Here is a 17,521-nt window from a genome sequence, read left to right on the forward strand (position 1 = left end):
TACAGAGTTTTTTGGGTGTTGCTCGAGCTGTCTGATTTTCTTACAGAAGCCTTACGCAGCGGCGAACAACTGCTCGCTGATTTGCGTGTGAGCATCGCTCATGGCTTTGGTGCGGACTTCGTCACCGTAGGCCAGGCCATGGGCACGGACGAACTCGATGTCAGTGATACCGATGAAGCCGAACAGCACCTTCAAGTACTCTTCGTGAGCAACACCAGTGGCCTGACCGGCATGCAGACCGCCGGAAGTCGATACGATCACGACTTTCTTGCCACCGCACAGGCCTTCAGGGCCGGCTTCGGTGTAACGGAAGGTCTGACCGGCAACCGCGATGCGGTCGATCCAGGCCTTGAGTTGGGTCGGGATGGTGAAGTTGTACATCGGAGCTGCAATCACCACGGCATCGGCGGCGAGGAATTCGGCCAGGGTGGTGGCGCTCAGCTCGGCTTCGTGTTGCTGGGCGGCGTTACGCAGTTCAGCGCTGGTACCGGCGGCAACCAGGGTCATGGCGGAAAAATGGCTGATGGCATCAGCGGCCAGGTCACGGTAGGTCACCACGGCAGTCGGCTCGGCGATTTGCCAGGCTTTAACGACTTCGCTGCTCAGCTGACGGGAAGCCGAGTTGTCACCAAGAATGCTCGAATCGATATGCAGCAGTTTCATGTGGGATCTCCAGGTGAGGATCGCTACGAGGCGATCTGATGGGGAGAATCCTACAGGCGAAACCAATAGCTGATTAGACGGCAACAATGCGATAGTTCGTCCCACTGATAGAACAATCGAGCTCACACCATGCAAGACCTCAATGATCTCTACTACTTCGCCAAGGTGGTTGAAGCCGGTGGCTTCGCGGCGGCCGGGCGTTTGCTCGGAATTCCCAAGTCGCGGTTGTCGCGGCGCATCGCCGAGCTGGAAGAGCGTCTCGGCGCGCGCCTGCTGCAACGCACCACCCGACAACTCAAGCTGACCGCCGTGGGTGAACGTTATCTGCGGCACTGCCAGGCAATGCTGCTGGAAGCCGAGATGGCCGATGAAGCCGTCGCCAGTATGTCCAGCGAACCTCGCGGGCGGTTGCGGGTGTCCTGCCCCGTCGGGCTGGCCCACGAAATTCTGCCGACCGTGATCAGTGATTTCCTTGAGAAATATCCTCAGGTTCAACTGGAGGTCATGTTACTGAACCGCCGCGTCGACCTGGTGACCGAGGGCGTCGATGTGGCGCTACGGGTGCGTGATTTGGGTGATGAGGATCCGCTGCTGGTTACCCGACGTTTGCGCCAGGCACAGATGGCGTTGGTCGCCAGCCCCGGTTTTTTGCACGGACGTGAAATCAACCACCCCGAAGACCTGAAAAACCTGCCCGTGCTCGGCGCCCTGGAAGCCGACCGCATGGTGCATATCCGCCTGCTCGACCAGCGGGGCAAAAGCTGCGATCTCACGCTCGAAGCGCGATTGGGCATCGATGACTTTATCGTGCGCAAGGCCTGCACCCTCGCCGGACAGGGCTTTACCATGCTGCCGATGATGTATTGCGAGCAGGAACTGGAAAACGGCTCGTTGGTGCAGTTGTTGCCTGATTGGTCGTTGCCTGGCGGCTGGCTGCAAGCGGTCTACCCTCATCGACGCGGGGTGATGCCGGCCGTACGCGCCTGGCTCGACCATTTGATCGAATCATTCAATGCCTGTGGGGACCGACTGCTATGAAGGCTGGGCGTATGAGCGAAGAGGACGTCGCGCAATTCTGTCTCGCGCTGCCGGGTGCGCGGGAAGACTACAAGTGGGGTGGCGTACGGGTGTTTTCGATTGCGGGGAACAAGATGTTTGCCTTGCAAAATCTGCGGGGTGAATCCCTGGCCTTCAAGGTCGACAAGGACTTGTTTCTCGGTCATTGCGACCGCCCGGGAATCCGCCCGGCGCCGTATCTGGCACGGGCTCAGTGGATCATCATGGAAACGCCCTACCCGTTGGGCTCTGAAGAGTTGCAAGGCTTGTTGCAGCGTTCCCATCAATTGGTGGTGAGCAAGTTGCCCAAGCGCACCCAGGTCGGACTGCTGCTTTGAAGCAGCGCGAACAGATGGGCGCCGAGAAACAGCTGGTCGATCCAGAACACCTGATGCGTCAGCACGATGATCCAGAACACCAACTGAAACGAGAGCTTGCGCGTCTTGTGCCGGAACAGCTGCTGCGCCAGTAAGGCGCCCGGCCAGCCGCCGGCGAGTTCCACCGCATGCAGCACGTTCTCGGGTGTGCGCCAATGGTCGGCTCGCGCCTTGCGTTTGTCGCTCCAGTACAGAAAGAACGCCAGCAGGCTGACGACCCCGTACGCCGCCAGGGGAATCACGGAAACACCGCGCAGCCACAACGACATCGAGCCGTACAGCGGCAGCGCGCACAGGGCCGCAAACACCAACAATTTCAGCTGAAGATTGCGAATCTCTCCGGCAGGTTTGCGTCCGTGATTGCTGCGCGCGCTGGCATCATTCATGGCTTGACCGCGGTCCAGTCGACCCAGCCGAACTGCCAGGTGGCCAGGATGACCAGGCCGAACGCGATGCGATACCAGGCAAACGCCGCATAGCTGTGGCTGCCAATGAACACCAGCAAGGCTCTGACAGCAATCATCGCGAAGATGAACGCCGTGACGAAACCGATCGCGAACACCGGAAAATCAGACGGAACGAACAGGTCGCGATACTTGTAGCCCGAGTACACCGCTGCGCCGACCATGGTCGGCATCGCCAGGAAGAAAGAAAACTCGGTGGCGGTCTTGCGTGACAAGCCGAACAGCAAACCGCCAATGATCGTCGAGCCGGAACGCGAGGTCCCGGGAATCATTGCCAGGCACTGGGCAAAGCCAACTTTCAGGGCGTCTTTCCAGGTGATTTCGTCGACGGTGTGGGCATGCACTTCATGCTGACGCTGCTCAGCCCACAGCATGACGATGCCGCCCACGACCAACGCCGTGGCCACGGTGATCGGATTGAACAGATACTCGTGGATCAGATCAGCGAAAATCACCCCCAACACCACCGCCGGCAGGAAGGCGATCAGCAGGTTCGCGGTAAAGCGTCGAGCGTTTGGCTGCGTCGGCAAACCGATAACCACATCGAATATCTTGCGGCGAAACTCCCACACCACCGCCAGAATCGCGCCCAACTGAATAATGATGTTGAAGGCCATGGCCCGCTCGCCACCGAAGTCGAGCAGGTCAGCCACAATGATCTGGTGGCCGGTACTGGAAATCGGCAAAAACTCCGTCAGCCCTTCTACAACCCCAAGAATCAATGCCGAAAAGGCAGTCCAAAGATCCATCAATCCCCCAAGAAGCGATGCGCCACGGCATGCCCCGTTAATATTTTTTCAAAACGTTTACTGCGATTAGCCTAGCTGAAGTCCCGCGCGCACAGGATCCAGACGAAACCATAAAAATTCCGTGAAAAATCAACTTGGATTCAGGTTTTTCCGTGCGGGGCCGAAATCCTATCAGACAAGTCTGATTAACGCTGCCGCGTTATTGGACCTGGGTCGGATATGACCGATCGGCAAAGTGTGGTTGGATGCTGGCGATCATTTAATACAAGAAAAAGAAATCGGAGTGACAGCGTTATGAACAGCTTGCGCAGTATGTCGATCAGCCGACGTTTGTGGCTCATCTTGATCGTGGCCGTCCTGATGCTAATGACGTTGGGCGTCTTGATGCTCAAGCAGATTCACGATGACCTGTACCACGCCAAGGCTCAGAAAACCCAGCATGTGGTGCAAACCGCCAGCGGCATTCTGACCTATTACCACAACCTCGAAACTGCCGGCACGCTCACCCGCGATGCCGCGCAGAAACAGGCACTGAGCGCCGTTCGCGGTCTGCGCTACGACCAGAACGACTACTTCTGGATCAATGACCTGACGCCGGTGATGATCATGCACCCGGCCAATCCGAAACTCGATGGCCAGAACCTCTCGGCGATCCGCGACCCGGACGGTTTTGCCCTGTTTAACGAAATGGTCGCCGTCGCCAAGGCAAAGGGTGCCGGCACGGTCGATTATCGCTGGCCGAAACCGGGCGCCAGCGCGCCGGTAGAAAAAACCTCCTACATCAAACTCTTCGAGCCCTGGGGCTGGGTGATCGGTTCGGGCGTGTATATCGATGACATGCAGGCCGAGTTTTATAGCCAGGTCTGGAAGGCCTCGTTCGTGGGGCTGGTGATTGCCCTGATCATGGCATTGCTGGTGATCCTGATTGCCCGCAGCATCGTGCGTCCACTGCAGGAAACCGTGAACGCCATGGCCAACATTGCCAGCGGCGAGAGCGACCTCACCCGCAGCCTTGACACTCATGGCCAGGATGAAGTCACGCAACTGGCACGCCACTTCAACGCCTTCACCGCCAAGCTGCGACTGGTGATCCGTGAACTGCAAGTGTCCGCCAGTGCCTTGGGCCAGTCTTCCAGCGAACTGGGCAATGATGCCGCCCAGGCCCAGCAACGCAGTCAGCAACAGTCCCAGCAAATGGAACTGGTGGCCACGGCAATCAATGAAGTGACGTACGGCGTACACGACGTCGCGAAAAACGCCGAGCACGCCGCCAGCGAAATGCGCGATGCCGAGTCTCAGGCGCAGCAAGGCCAGGTCAACATCGATGGCAGCCTGCAACAGATCGACAAGCTATCGTCGACCATCGATCAGGCGGTTGAAGTGATTCGTACCCTGGCCGCCGAAAGCACGCAGATCGGCAGCGTTCTCGAAGTGATCCGTTCGATCGCAGAGCAAACCAACCTGTTGGCCCTTAACGCAGCCATCGAAGCCGCCCGGGCCGGCGAGCAAGGTCGCGGTTTTGCGGTGGTGGCCGATGAAGTGCGACTGCTGGCCCAGCGTACCCAGAAGTCCACGGCCGAGATCCAGTCGATGATCGAACGCCTGCAAAGCCACTCCGAAGCGGCGGTCAAAGTCATCGGCGACAGCAGCCGTGCATCGCAGTTGACCATCGAGCAGGCCGGCCTGGCCGGTGCAAGCCTGAATGCCATTGCCCAGGCGCTGCGCAACCTCAACGGGTTGAACGCCTCCATCGCCAGCGCAACCTTGCAACAGGCGCATGTGGTCGAGGACATCAACCAGAACGTCACCCAGGCGGCCGGTTTGTCCCACAGCACGGCGCTGGCGGCCGAACAGTCGAGCGTGGCCAGCGTTCACCTGAAGGAATTGAGTGAGCAATTGAACGGTCTGCTCAAGCAGTTCCGGGTGTAACCACCTTTGTAGCAGCTGCCCTGTGGCGAGGGGATTTAGCGAAACGTCGCACCGCCCCGTTCGGCGGCGAAGCCGTCGTAATCCATTGGACGCGGTGTGGCTGGAAAAAAAGGGGCCGCTTCGCAGCCCAACGGGGATAAATCCCCTCGCCACAGGCGGTTCTACTTGGCAGCGCCTGCCGTTACAATCCGTCCCCTCTTCGACTTCCCCCAAGGAGCCTCCATGTCCGGGCTTGAACTGTTCGCCGCTACCCTCGGTGTCATTGCCGTCTGGTTGACGGTCAAACAGAACCCTTGGTGCTGGCCGATCGGCCTGGTCATGGTGCTGCTTTATAGCTGGATCTTTTTTGAGGTGAAGCTCTACTCGGACATGCTCCTGCAGGTGATCTACGCCGCATTGCAGCTCTATGGCTGGTGGCAGTGGACGCATGGGGGCGCGCACCAGGGTCGGCAGGTCAGCCTGCTCGACGGTAAATCGGTCGCTTTGAGTCTGCTCATTGGCGCGATCGGCAGTCTGTTGCTGGGTGCTGCAATGGCGAACTGGACCGATGCCGCACAACCCTGGCTCGATGCGGCACTGACGGGCTTCAGCCTGGTGGCGCAGTTATGGATGGCGCAAAAGCGCGTTCAATGCTGGCCGCTGTGGTTCACCCTGGATGTGATCTTCGTCGGGCTGTTCATCTACAAAGACCTGTACCTGACCGCCGGGCTCTATGCGATGTTCGCCCTGATTGCCGTGCAAGGCTGGCGGGAATGGCGGGCCGATCTGGCGTTGCGCACATGAAAGTCCTGGTACTCACAGGCCCCGAATCCAGCGGCAAGAGTTGGCTGGCAGCCGAGTTGCAAGAGCATTTCGGCGGGGTCCTGGTAGACGAATATGTACGCTGGTTCATCGAACAAAATCCACGAGACACCTGCCTGGCCGACATTGCGGAAATCGCCCTTGGGCAGCTGAAATGGGAGGACGAGGCACGCGCCCGGCAGCCGCATTTGCTGATTCTCGACACTCACTTGCTGAGCAACATCCTCTGGAGCCAGACCTTGTTTGGCGATTGCCCGACGTGGATCGAGCAAGCATTGCTGGCACGGCACTACGACCTGCATTTGCTGCTGAGCCCTGAAACCGTGACCTGGCATGACGACGGGCAGCGTTGCCAACCGCAACTGGCAGAGCGCCTGGCGTTTTTCCAGGCCAGCCGCCAATGGCTTGACCTGCACCGCCAGCCCTGCCAGGTGCTGCAAGGTGATTGGCAACAGCGCAAGGACGCGGCATTCGAGGCTGTGACGCGCTTGCTCAAGATCTGACAGGGCCACCCCCGCCCGGCCGCAAATGTCCATTCCTGAAACACCCTTCCCTGCGCAAACCCGCGAGCTAAAGCGGAATAAGCACTCCAGCAAGAAAATGTTAAGCCACTGATACAACCCGCCTGCACCGGCCTTAGCGAGGAATACCGCCAGCATAGGCGGCGTTTTTGCGTGGCTCTGTCTCAGTCGCGTTACAAAATTTTTTGACTACTTCGACAATTTAAGCCAACTAACTGTTTTCAAAAGAAAAACAAAAACCGGCACACCTTCTGCTCTCTACATCGAAACGCTGATAAGGGCCAGCGTTCCACTTACAGAAGGAATTGCCGCCGTGGGGAAACTTGGTAACAACTTTTATAGCCTCCTGCTGATCGGATGCGCACTGGGCTCAAGTGTCTGCATGCCCGTACAGGCTGACAACGGCATCATTATTATCAAACGAGATGTCCAACCGCGCATGGCAATACGTGCGCCGTTGATTCCCGACCCTAGCCCCACGACCGCCAATGCCAACCCGACCAAACACATCGTCAGTCAAACGAACGAGTTGAGCGACGGCGACTTTGCCGGTGTCGCCAGTGGTGCAGGCATCTCCCGCCTGGTCACCCAAAACACCAGCAACCTGGGCGGCAATATCAGCAACCAGACCCAGCTTTCCAACCTCCCCGCTGGACGTTCGGGAAATGCCGGCAACGGTATTGCCAACATGGTCAATTCAAGCGTCCAGCAAGGCCTGGGTGCTCTGAAAGCCATCACGGGAGACCGTTAAGATGAATCGTACGCTGCTGATTATCGCCATGTTTTGCAGTGCATCGACCTTTGCTCAATCTCCCGTCATCAACAACGCCGACATCGACGGCTCGGGCACACAGTACCAGGGCAATCTCACCGTCAATCAGGCTGCAGGCGATCTTCAGCAACAAGCTAACGCCCGGGCCATCGCCGTTGGCCATGGAGCCAGCGCGACCACACAGATTCGCCAACGGCTGCGTACGGTAGTCGACCCCAGGATCGATGCTCGGTCCAGCATTCAAGGCGACTCCTTCAGCCACGGCAACGGCGTACTGGGTGTAAACCAGAGCGCGGGCGCCAGCAACCAGCAAGCCAATGCCCTGCGGATAAGCATTGGCACACAGCCGCAAAGTATCGACGACAGCGTCCTCAGGCAACAGAACGTGGCGCTGATCATCAACTCCGATCCAACTGACTCTGCACCAGGCTATCGCCAGGTCGCTACCAGCGATCAGGCCTTCACCGGTAGCCGTGGGGTGATCCAGTTGAATCAGAGCGCCGGGGTGGGAAACCGAACGGCCAACACCCTGAGCGTACGGATCATGGATTGATCCAAACAGGTAGGTACAACACTTAACCTAAAATAAGTACGGAGAATCACCATGAAACCTTCGATGGCAATAAAACCTCTGGTTTTTGCAATCGCTGCGGTCTTGGCTGTTGCTGCACAAGCTGGGCAGAACGATCGGCGTGGACACCATAATGGTCACCATAATGGTAACAACCACACCCCTCCTCCAACATGGATCAAAACCAACGCAACCGCCAATGCAAACGATCGGCAGAGTAGTACCGGTAACCGCATCCTCAATGAAGGGACTGAGAACTCAGCCGAGATGAGCAGCTCAGGCTCAGGTGCGAGCGGCAACGTCGGCATCAACGTGGCAGCAGGCGCCGGCAACCAACAAGACAACGCGGCCGCCATTGCAAACGCAGGTTCCACCTCCAGCCTCGATAACAGCTTCGTGTTCGGCACTTCACAAGCCACCGCTCGAGTCACGCAATACAGCAACAACAACAAGGTCCTCAACTACGGCGTCACAAACTCTGCCGTGATGAGCGGATCGGGCGATGGCAGCAGCGGCAACATGGGTATCAACATTGCTGGCGGCGACCTGAACCAACAGAAAAACACCATGGCAATTGCCAACTCCAATGCCCCGCTGGGTAATGCAAGCGCAAGCGCCTCTGCCAATCAAAGCGGTCCTGGCCTGACCGTGGAGAACCGCGCTGATCGGACCTTCCGCGTGGATACTATTACGAGAACCAACACGGCCACCGGTACTTTCTCTAAAGATAAGTCGTTCGAGGCTAGCGGCAGTGAAAGCGCTTCTTCGAGCTGGGCCGCGGCGGGTGCCAGCAGCTCTGAAAGCAGCGGTTCCCTAAGCATTGATGTAAGCGGTTCCAACAGCAGCAATGCGAGCGGTTCCAACAGCAGTGCTGCGAGCGGTTCCAACAGCAGTTCTGCAAGCGGTTCCAACAGCAGTTCTGCAAGCGGTTCCAACAGCAGTAATGTGAACGGTTCTTCGAGTGCTTCCTTGAGTGCTTCCTTGGGCGCTACCTTGGACGCTGAAGCGGCGGCTTCCCGTTCCACTACCGTCAATTATGGCTTTGGCGATCGCACCCGCAGCAGCAGTTCCGAGGCATCGCTTAGCGCATCGGTTGACGCAACGCTTGACGTATCGGTAGACAGATCGTTCGACGTATCGCGCGATTCCTCGTTCGACAGATCGCGCGATTCTTCGTTCGACAGATCGCGTGACTCCTCGTACGACAGATCGCACGAATCCTCGTACGACAAATCGCGCGATTCCTCGTTCGAAAAATCGTTCGACGCGTCGTTCGAGAAAGCGAACGCCTCTTCGTTCGAAAAATCGGGCTCGAAATCGTCCGAATCCGAGTACGCAAAAGCGAAAAGCTACAGTGAAAGCAGCTCATATGATTTGAGCACTACCGTCTCTTATCAAGTGCTGACTCCAACTGGCTGGGCTAACCCTATTACCAACACTGCAACCCTGAGCGGTTCGGTGAATGGCGGTAGTGGCAACCTGGGCGTCAACGTGGCTGCCGGTGTGGGTAACCAACAAAGCAACTCGCTGGCCATTTCCAACCAGTCGTTCTAATTGTTGTCTCTGGAGGCCCCCTTATGGGGGCCTTTTTTCAACATAACCAGAAGGCATCCCACTATGCGCATTATCGCCTTGGCATTTTTGCTTTGCGTGACCAGTGTGAGCGAGGCTGCACAAATACCGCTTTCCGTCCTGCCGGGCGGCGCGGTGGTGTTCAAGCCGATCCAAAGCGTGCGTGAGCGCAAGTTTGCCGACCTGGTCCAACAGAAAACCGACTTCAGTTGCGGCGCGGCTGCGCTGGCGACGATATTGCGCCAGGCGTATTGGCTTGACGTGGACGAAGAACAAATCATCGAAGGCATGCTGGCACACTCCGATCAGGAACTTGTCCGCGTCCAGGGCTTTTCCATGCTCGACATGAAGCGCTACGTGGAAAGTCTCGGCATGCGGGCCCGTGGCTACCGGGTAGCACAGGAAACGTTGAGCGAGATCAAAATTCCGGTTGTGGTACTCATGGATATCCGTGGCTACAAACATTTTGTGGTCATGCAAAAAGTTCACAAGGGCTGGGTATATATCGGCGATCCGGTACTCGGTCATAAACGTTACAAAGTCGAAGACTTTGTAAAAGGCTGGAACGGCATCATCTTTGCCGTCATCGGCCAGGGCTACGACAAAACCAATGCGTTGCTAGACCCTCCCCTGCCACTGACCGCCAAGAACCGCATCAACACCTTCAGCCCGGTGCAAGACGCAGAGTTGATGGATTTCGGATTCATCCAAAGCGACTTCTTCTAATAACAAGGGAGCACGACGCTCCGGGAGCATTCCAATGAAGACTCCAATCTGGCTGGCGATGGTTTGCCTGGCCGCCAGCCTGCCGACCCAGGCACAGATATTCAAACCCATTGAACTGAACGATCAGGAACTGGCGAGCCTGCGAGGCCGCTATGTCATGCCGGGACGGATCATCAGTTTCGGTATTGTCATGACCAGCACTTGGCAAAATGCCAACGGTGAAGTGATCGGGGCAACTTCCTCGATGCAAATTCAACAATCGACCATCACGCCACAGTTCTATGTGTCGATAATCAACGAAAAAGGTAATGGCTCAGCGAGTTCGCAAGGCACCGGCATCGTCACGGGCGGCAGCGGCCTCAACAGCACCGAAGGCGTCACCCAAGTCGTGCGTGCTGCCGGCGACCATAACGCTGCCTACAACTACGTTGATATCAACGTCACAAGGGGTAACCAGGCACCAACAACGCAACAGCAGGGCCAGGCATTGGCCGCAGGCTCGACGTTGACCGACGCCAATGGCGCGGGCTCGCTGAGCATTTCCTCGGCCGGTACCGGTGTGCAACTCAACATCGTGGCCAACAACAACCAGGGCAGTACCGTACAACGCCTGGGCCAGGGTGGGCTGATGCAGAACACGACGTTGCTCGGCGGTGGCAACCAGGTCCGCAATCTCACGTCCTTCAATGTCGTGCTGCGTGAAAACGGGGCGACAGCCGGGTCGCTGGACGGCAACCTGGACCAACTCAAAGGTCTTCGCACCCAAGGATTCTGATCTACGCTCAGTCTCATCAGATGAAGTCAGAAGGGACGGCTAACCCATGCACCGATCGTTAACGTTCAGAGCTATCGTTTATTTGAGTAGCCTGGCCCCGGCGACACTGCTATACGCAGCACCGGACCCCCAGGTGGAGATGCTAAAACAAGAACTCATGGAGTTGAAACAGCGTTACGAAGCACAACAGAACGCGCTGATGGTACTTGAGCAACGCGTTCGCCAAGTCGAAGAAACACCCGCGACACCGGCTCCCAAACGCCTGACCAAATCCCCTGCCGAAACGACCAGGAGTGGCCAGACGGTGGCCGCCGGTGCGCCGGGAACCACAGGCAGTTCATACGGCCAGTCACTCAAGGATGATTCGGAGCCTGCGCAAAGCGTTTCCAACCTGTATGACGAAGCCAGCGGCTTCTTCGGTGGCGGCAAGTTCAGCTTCGAAACCGGCGTGACTTACACGCACTACGATACCCGTGCGTTGGTACTCAACGGCTTCCTGGCACTGGACTCGATTTTCCTCGGCAACATCAACATCGACCGTATCAAGGCGGATAACTGGACCCTGGACCTGACCGCCCGCTACAACACGGGAGACCGTTGGCAGTTCGACATTAACGTCCCCGTGGTTTATCGCCAATCAACGTATTCCTCCGGTGGCGCCGGTGGCGCAGGCCCGGTGACGTCGGACGCCACGGTCACCCGCGACCCGACCATCGGCGATGTGAACGTTGGCGTTGCTTACAAGTTTCTGGATGAGTCGGCTAACCTGCCCGACGCGGTTGCTACACTGCGCGTCAAGGCGCCGACAGGTGATGACCCTTACGGCATCAAGCTGGTCCCGGTCTCTGGCAACGATAACCTCTCGGTACCCGAGGACTTGCCTACTGGCAACGGTATCTGGTCGATCACCCCGGGTATCTCGCTGGTCAAGACCTTCGACCCGGCCGTGCTGTTCGGCAGCCTGTCCTACACCTACAACATTGAAGACTCTTTCAGCGACATCAGCCCTCAGGTCAATGCCAAGGTGCCCGGGGACGTGAAACTGGGCAACTCCTGGCAGGTCGGCGCTGGCATTGCATTCGCCTTGAACGAGAAGATGAGTATGTCGTTCTCGTTCACCGATCAGTTCGCCAGCAAGAGCAAGATCAAGCCGGACGGTGGCGATTGGCAGTCGATTACCAACAGCGACTACAACTCGGCCAACTTCAACATCGGCATGACTCTGGCAGCAACCGATAACCTGACGATCGTTCCCAACCTGTCCATCGGCCTGACCGACGACTCGCCAGACTTTTCCTTCAGCCTGAAATTCCCGTACTACTTCTGATCCACAACAACAAAGCCCCGCTGCGACTTCAATCGCGGCGGGGCTTTTTGTTGTAGAGCTTGCGTCTAACGTATCTGATGCTTGTGCAACAAACGGTAGAAAGTAGGCCTGGATATCCCCAGCACTTTGGCGGCGATGCTCAAATTATCGCTGTGGCGGTTAAGCACATCGCACAAGGCCTGGCGCTCTGCCCGGTGCTTGTAGTTTTCCAGCGTGCCCATGGGCGCGGCAACGATCTGCTGGCTGATCAGCCCCAGGTCTCGCGCTTCGATCTGCCGGCCTTCGGCCAGTACCAACCCGCGACGTACCCGGTTGGCCAGCTCGCGCACATTGCCCGGCCAGTCATGCTTGCCCATGGCAATCAAGGCGTCTTCACTGAAGCTGCGCGGACGGCGGCCGGTTTCATGGCTGTAGAAATGGGAAAAGTGGTTGGCCAGCATCGACAGATCGCCATTGCGCTCACGCAGGGGCGCGGTCGCGACCTGCAACACGTTCAGGCGGTAATACAGATCTTCACGAAAGCGTTTCTTCTCGATCGCGGCCTCAAGATCGACATGGGTCGCAGCCAACACCCGCACATCCACGGGAATCGGCTGACTGCCACCCACCCGCTCGATGTGCTTTTCCTGGAGGAAACGCAACAGGTTAGCCTGCAGCTCCAGGGGCAGATCACCGATTTCGTCGAGAAACAGCGTGCCGCCGTTAGCCGCTTCAATCCGCCCGACCTTGCGTTGATGGGCGCCAGTAAAGGCCCCCTTCTCGTGGCCAAACAGTTCGGACTGGATCAAGTGTTCTGGAATCGCGCCGCAATTGATCGCGACAAAGGGTTTGCTGTGACGTTGGGATTGTCGATGGAGCGTGCGGGCGACCAGTTCTTTACCGGTACCGCTTTCACCCCGGATCAATACCGGAGACTCGGTAGGCGCCAGCTTGCTCAGCAACTTGCGCAGCTCGCGAACGGGTTTGCTGTCGCCAAGCAGTTCGTGTTCAGGCTGATCAATGTGAACCGTGCCCTGCCCACGCAGACGTGCCATCCCGAATGCTCGCCCCAGCGTCACCTGAACCCGGGACACATCGAATGGCAAGGTATGGAAATCGAAAAACCATTCGCAGACAAAGTCCCCGACATTCTGCAATCGCAGGACTTCCTGATTGAGTACGGCGATCCACTCGGTACCGCTGCGACTGATCAGCTCTTTGACGGCTTCCGGGCGTTCGAGGTGAAAAGGCTGCAAACGCAACAAGCCGACGTCGCAAGTTTTGTCCCCTGCGTTTTCCAGGCTGCAGCTGTCAACATCCCAACCCACATTGCGTAAACCCGGCAATAGACGATGACAGTCGTCACAGGGGTCCACTACTAACAGACGTCGTAAGGCAGGCACTTCGATCATGACTGTTCCTTGGCGCCAAATTTATGAAATATTATTAAAAACAGTCGCTTGGCGGGCCTGGCTGTAACGTTAGCAATAATCTGACGTGACCTTGTACCGTTTGACTATAGAGCGGTTGCGTTATTAGTTATAAGAAGCGACTTAGTTAGTTACCTAACGAGTCTTTCCTTTCATTCAGCTTTCAAAGCCAGTCCCTACCTTGAGCCAAACAAAGAAAGTTGATATTTCTTTCAACAGTATGTGACCCGCCCCCCGGTTGAGGGCATCAGTACAAGTAACTAGCCGAACGGTAAGCCCAACCGACGGCACATCACTTGATTGGGCATACAGAGAGAAAAACCCATGAACGCCCCGCTCCGCATCAACGAAGCTCTTTTGATTGCCGACCGCGCATTCCAACCGTTCCAATGCGTGGCTTGGGCCCCACAAGACGGTAATGGTGAACTCAGCCTGACCGTTATGGATCGCACCAACACTCGCAGCATCGGCCGTAAGCAGATCCCAAGCAGTGCCTATACCGATCCTGCGCAACTTGAATGCCTGCTTGAAGCGGCACGTGCGGAATTGAGCGAGGAGGGTTACAAACTCCAATCGTGGTCGATGCCACACTAAGCGTTTTGCGGGTTACCAAACGGTAACCCGCGCCCTCCCCCGATTATTATTCGAACTTGCACGCGCCCTACTACTTGGCAGGCTTGTCAGTGGTTCGAAAAGACACTGTTCTGGCACACAGCGACCCTCCGCCTGTTAGTTATGACAGTTGTGCATCCAGGCGTTCAGGGATTGAATGTTTCCTTATACAGTCGCCACCCAAACTCCCGGTTCAGGACGACTCGCAAGGAGCTGCGTGCATGTCAATCCAGACCGCGTTTGCGTTACCGGCAACACTGAGTGACGCCGGGCAACTTGATGCAACCTTTGCCTCGGCGGGCAAAACCCAGGTGTATTTCGCTGGCAGCCTCTCAAGCATGGCCAACGGGGTCGCGATTGATTCTCGTGGCAGGTTGTTAGTCGCGGCGAAGGTAGGAACGCCTGGTGGCAGTCGCTTCGGCGTGGCTCGCTTGCTCGAGGACGGCTCGGCGGATCTGGCGTTCGGCAATCAAGGCAGCATCATCGGGCAATTTGAACACGGCTTCGAGGCCATGGCCGGCAAAGTCCACGTACTGCCCGATGGGCACATTCTGGTGGCCGGGCTGCACTACGAAAATGCTCACCGAACATTGCCTGCACTCGCCCTGTTTGATCAGCATGGCCGCCCGGTTCAAGGTTTTGGCGACAACGGCCGTTGCGTCGTGCGTCTGCCGGGCGGCCTTTCCCAAGGCATGCGTGACACTTGGCTCCCCCCCGGCGTATCGGGCGCCGAAGGTTGTGATATCTGCGTGCAGGAGGATGGTCGAATCCTGCTGCAGGCCAATCATCACTTCGAACTGTCCGATCATGTCGGCATGCTGATACGGCTCAACTCCGACGGCTCGCTGGACGACACCTTCAACGGTCGTGGCTTCGTGATTGTCAGGCACTTGTTGATGAACACCTGGCTCAGCAGCCTGATGGTGCAACGAGACGGCCGGATCCTGGTGGGCGGCTCGATCAACTTCCCTGAAGAAGGCCTGCTGGCCCGCTATCACACCGACGGCAGGCTCGACGATTGTTTCGCCGTGGATGGTTTCATGACCTTCAAGGCGCGCGGGTATAGCGCTCAGGTCAGCCAGATCGTTCAACAGGAAAATGGCGATGTGCAGTGTTTTGGCAGCAGCCGCGACCCGATGCATTGCCTGGCACTGAAACTACACAGCAACGGCCGCCCGGACATTCATTGCAATGGAGGCCACGCCCAACTGCTGGAAATCGGTCACAGTGGCTGCCAGTGGACCGACGCAAAGGCACTGCCGGACGGCTGTGTGGTGACGGTCGGGGCCACGATCGGCGGCGTCGAGGCGGATTTCATTTTGGCGCGGTATCTGCCCGACGGGCAGCTCGATTGCAGCTTCGGCAATGGCTCCGGCTGGGTTCGCACCCGCCTGGGCCGCAGCCTGGATACCGCGACTTCAGTGGTCATGCAGGCCGATGGAAACATTGTCGTCGGAGGTTATTCACTGGACGGCAACTATCGAGCGATCGTCGCACGCTATTTAGGGTAGGCCTGCACAGTTTTCCTACACTTGATCTTCGCTTCCGCTTACGGCAAGTTGCGCGCTTCTTAATACAAGGAGTAGCCGATGCCCGGTTCAATGGCTCAGGCGTTCGCGCATAATTTTCTCGGGCATTCACCCCGCTGGTACAAGGCAAGCATTGTCGGCTTCCTGATTCTCAACGCATTGGCGCTGTGGACCGTCGGCCCGGTGGTGGCCGGTTGGCTGCTGGTGCTGGAATTCATCTTCACCCTGGCCATGGCGCTCAAGTGCTATCCGTTAATGCCCGGTGGCCTGCTGTTGATCGAAGCACTGTTGCTGAAGATGACCACGCCCCAGGCACTCTACGACGAGCTGGTGCACAACTTCCCGGTGATCCTGCTGCTGATGTTCATGGTGGCCGGTATCTACTTCATGAAAGACCTGCTGCTGTTTCTGTTCTCACGGCTGCTGCTCGGGGTTCGTTCCAAGGCGCTGCTGGCGTTGATGTTCTGCTTCCTGTCGGCATTTCTGTCGGCATTTCTTGACGCCTTGACCGTGACCGCCGTGATCATCAGTGCAGCCGTCGGCTTTTACTCGGTGTATCACCGCGTCGCTTCCGGCAACGATCCGCGTCAGGACAGCGAGTTTGGCGATGACCAGCACCTGCCTACCCTCCATCACGCCGACCTGGAACAATTTCGCGCTTTTCTGCGCAGCCTGCTGATGCACGGCGCCGTGGGTACCGCACTGGGCGGTGTTTGCACATTGGTCGGTGAGCCGCAGAACCTGCTGATCGGCCACGAGATGGGCTGGCACTTCTCTGAGTTCTTTCTGAAAGTCGCCCCAGTTTCACTGCCGGTCCTGGTGGCAGGCCTGGTGACCTGCGTCCTGCTGGAGAAACTTCGCTGGTTCGGTTACGGCACGCTGTTACCGGACAACGTGCGTGCGGTTCTGGCCAATTACGCGGCAGAAGACAATGCCGAACGCACCTCGCGCCAACGTGCAGCGCTCATCGTGCAGGGGTTGGCAGCGCTGATTCTGATTGCCGGGCTGGCGTTCCACATTGCTGAAGTCGGGCTGATCGGCTTGATGGTGATCGTGCTGATCACCGCATTCACTGGCATCACCGACGAGCACCGTATCGGCAACGCGTTCAAGGACGCCATGCCGTTCACAGCGCTGCTGGTGGTGTTTTTCGCGGTGGTGGCGGTGATTCACGATCAGCAACTGTTCACGCCTTTGATCCAGTGGGTGCTGGCGCTGCCAGCGGATCAACAGCCGGGCATGCTGTTTATTGCCAACGGCTTGCTGTCGGCCATCAGCGACAACGTGTTCGTCGCGACCATTTACATCACCGAAGTCAAACAGGCCTTCATCTCTGGCCACATGAGCCGTGAGCATTTCGAGACACTGGCGATTGCGATCAACACCGGCACCAACCTGCCGAGCGTGGCGACGCCCAATGGTCAGGCTGCATTTCTGTTCCTGCTGACCTCGGCGATTGCACCGCTGATTCGCCTGTCGTACGGACGGATGGTGTGGATGGCGTTGCCGTACACCGTGGTGATGGGTGTTCTTGGCTGGTACGCAGTGAGTTTCTGGCTGTAACACCGACCAAAAAATGTGGGAGCGAGCCTGCTCGCGAAAGCGGTGCGTCATTCAACATCAATGTTGACTGACATGGCCTCTTCGCGAGCAGGCTCGCTCCCACAT

At 57.7% G+C, this 17,521-nt stretch carries 18 protein-coding genes; 14 read left to right on the forward strand and 4 right to left on the reverse strand.

Going from position 1 to position 17,521, the window contains the following annotated elements:
- Positions 1 to 51 precede the first annotated feature (51 nt).
- Positions 52 to 663: an FMN-dependent NADH-azoreductase gene (locus tag ACYZUA_RS18770; RefSeq protein WP_461960078.1), complete on the reverse strand. Its 612-nt coding sequence runs from the start codon at positions 661 to 663 to the stop codon at positions 52 to 54.
- Positions 664 to 792: 129 nt separating this feature from the next.
- Between ACYZUA_RS18770 and ACYZUA_RS18775 the strand changes: the two genes are divergently transcribed.
- Together ACYZUA_RS18775 and ACYZUA_RS18780 are read left to right on the forward strand one after the other, a co-directional pair.
- Complete coding sequence (locus tag ACYZUA_RS18775) at positions 793 to 1,701, forward strand: LysR substrate-binding domain-containing protein (protein ID WP_461960079.1); 909 nt, start codon at positions 793 to 795, stop codon at positions 1,699 to 1,701.
- A complete protein-coding gene (locus ACYZUA_RS18780) occupies positions 1,698 to 2,057 on the forward strand; it encodes an MmcQ/YjbR family DNA-binding protein (protein ID WP_461960080.1) in 360 nt (119 codons plus the stop codon). The genes ACYZUA_RS18775 and ACYZUA_RS18780 overlap by 4 nt, the downstream gene beginning before the upstream one ends.
- Here the strand turns inward: ACYZUA_RS18780 and ACYZUA_RS18785 are convergent.
- Together ACYZUA_RS18785 and ACYZUA_RS18790 are read right to left on the reverse strand one after the other, a co-directional pair.
- On the reverse strand, positions 2,003 to 2,482 hold the full coding sequence (locus ACYZUA_RS18785) for a DUF1294 domain-containing protein (protein WP_461960081.1): 480 nt from the start codon (positions 2,480 to 2,482) through the stop codon (positions 2,003 to 2,005). The two genes, ACYZUA_RS18780 and ACYZUA_RS18785, sit on opposite strands and share 55 nt — an antisense overlap.
- Positions 2,479 to 3,309, reverse strand: coding sequence for an undecaprenyl-diphosphate phosphatase (locus tag ACYZUA_RS18790; protein ID WP_461960082.1), 831 nt, complete (start codon positions 3,307 to 3,309; stop codon positions 2,479 to 2,481). Before ACYZUA_RS18790 ends, ACYZUA_RS18785 begins: the two co-directional genes overlap by 4 nt.
- Before the next feature lie 294 nt (positions 3,310 to 3,603).
- Here ACYZUA_RS18790 and ACYZUA_RS18795 point away from each other — a divergent pair, with 294 nt between their 5' ends.
- From ACYZUA_RS18795 to ACYZUA_RS18835, 9 genes are all read left to right on the forward strand, one after another.
- Positions 3,604 to 5,238, forward strand: a complete 1,635-nt coding sequence (locus ACYZUA_RS18795; protein ID WP_461960083.1) for a methyl-accepting chemotaxis protein — start codon at positions 3,604 to 3,606, stop codon at positions 5,236 to 5,238.
- 222 nt (positions 5,239 to 5,460) lie between these two features.
- Positions 5,461 to 6,021, forward strand: a complete 561-nt coding sequence (gene pnuC / locus ACYZUA_RS18800) for a nicotinamide riboside transporter PnuC (RefSeq protein ID WP_461960084.1) — start codon at positions 5,461 to 5,463, stop codon at positions 6,019 to 6,021.
- Positions 6,018 to 6,542, forward strand: a complete 525-nt coding sequence (locus ACYZUA_RS18805) for an AAA family ATPase (protein WP_461960085.1) — start codon at positions 6,018 to 6,020, stop codon at positions 6,540 to 6,542. Before pnuC ends, ACYZUA_RS18805 begins: the two co-directional genes overlap by 4 nt.
- A 400-nt stretch (positions 6,543 to 6,942) precedes the next feature.
- Positions 6,943 to 7,311, forward strand: coding sequence for a hypothetical protein (locus ACYZUA_RS18810; RefSeq protein WP_461960086.1), 369 nt, complete (start codon positions 6,943 to 6,945; stop codon positions 7,309 to 7,311).
- A 1-nt stretch (position 7,312) separates the two neighbouring features.
- On the forward strand, positions 7,313 to 7,885 hold the full coding sequence (locus tag ACYZUA_RS18815; protein ID WP_461960087.1) for an adhesin: 573 nt from the start codon (positions 7,313 to 7,315) through the stop codon (positions 7,883 to 7,885).
- A gap of 51 nt (positions 7,886 to 7,936) precedes the next feature.
- Positions 7,937 to 9,457, forward strand: coding sequence for a heme utilization protein (locus tag ACYZUA_RS18820; RefSeq protein ID WP_461960088.1), 1,521 nt, complete (start codon positions 7,937 to 7,939; stop codon positions 9,455 to 9,457).
- Positions 9,458 to 9,520: 63 nt separating this feature from the next.
- A complete protein-coding gene (locus tag ACYZUA_RS18825) occupies positions 9,521 to 10,201 on the forward strand; it encodes a C39 family peptidase (RefSeq protein ID WP_461960089.1) in 681 nt (226 codons plus the stop codon).
- Positions 10,202 to 10,235: 34 nt separating this feature from the next.
- The gene (locus tag ACYZUA_RS18830) at positions 10,236 to 10,976 is read left to right on the forward strand and encodes a hypothetical protein (protein ID WP_461960090.1); all 741 of its coding nucleotides are present in this window, start codon (positions 10,236 to 10,238) and stop codon (positions 10,974 to 10,976) included.
- Between the two features lie 46 nt (positions 10,977 to 11,022).
- Entirely contained in the window at positions 11,023 to 12,303 is a 1,281-nt protein-coding gene (locus tag ACYZUA_RS18835) for a hypothetical protein (protein ID WP_461960091.1), read from the forward strand.
- A gap of 65 nt (positions 12,304 to 12,368) precedes the next feature.
- On the opposite strand, the gene ACYZUA_RS18840 is transcribed toward ACYZUA_RS18835, so the two are convergent.
- A complete protein-coding gene (locus ACYZUA_RS18840) occupies positions 12,369 to 13,694 on the reverse strand; it encodes a sigma-54 dependent transcriptional regulator (RefSeq protein WP_461960092.1) in 1,326 nt (441 codons plus the stop codon).
- Positions 13,695 to 14,036: 342 nt separating this feature from the next.
- On the opposite strand from ACYZUA_RS18840, the gene ACYZUA_RS18845 reads away from it, so the two are divergent.
- The 3 genes from ACYZUA_RS18845 to nhaB all read left to right on the forward strand — a co-directional run bounded on the left by ACYZUA_RS18845 (position 14,037) and on the right by nhaB (position 17,416).
- Positions 14,037 to 14,306: a hypothetical protein gene (locus tag ACYZUA_RS18845; RefSeq protein ID WP_461960093.1), complete on the forward strand. Its 270-nt coding sequence runs from the start codon at positions 14,037 to 14,039 to the stop codon at positions 14,304 to 14,306.
- A gap of 239 nt (positions 14,307 to 14,545) precedes the next feature.
- Positions 14,546 to 15,835, forward strand: a complete 1,290-nt coding sequence (locus tag ACYZUA_RS18850) for an NHL repeat-containing protein (RefSeq protein WP_461960094.1) — start codon at positions 14,546 to 14,548, stop codon at positions 15,833 to 15,835.
- Between the two features lie 78 nt (positions 15,836 to 15,913).
- Positions 15,914 to 17,416: a sodium/proton antiporter NhaB gene (gene nhaB / locus ACYZUA_RS18855; protein WP_403144688.1), complete on the forward strand. Its 1,503-nt coding sequence runs from the start codon at positions 15,914 to 15,916 to the stop codon at positions 17,414 to 17,416.
- Positions 17,417 to 17,521: the final 105 nt, after the last annotated feature.

The sequence above is a fragment of the Pseudomonas sp. LS2P72 genome (assembly GCF_054897865.1).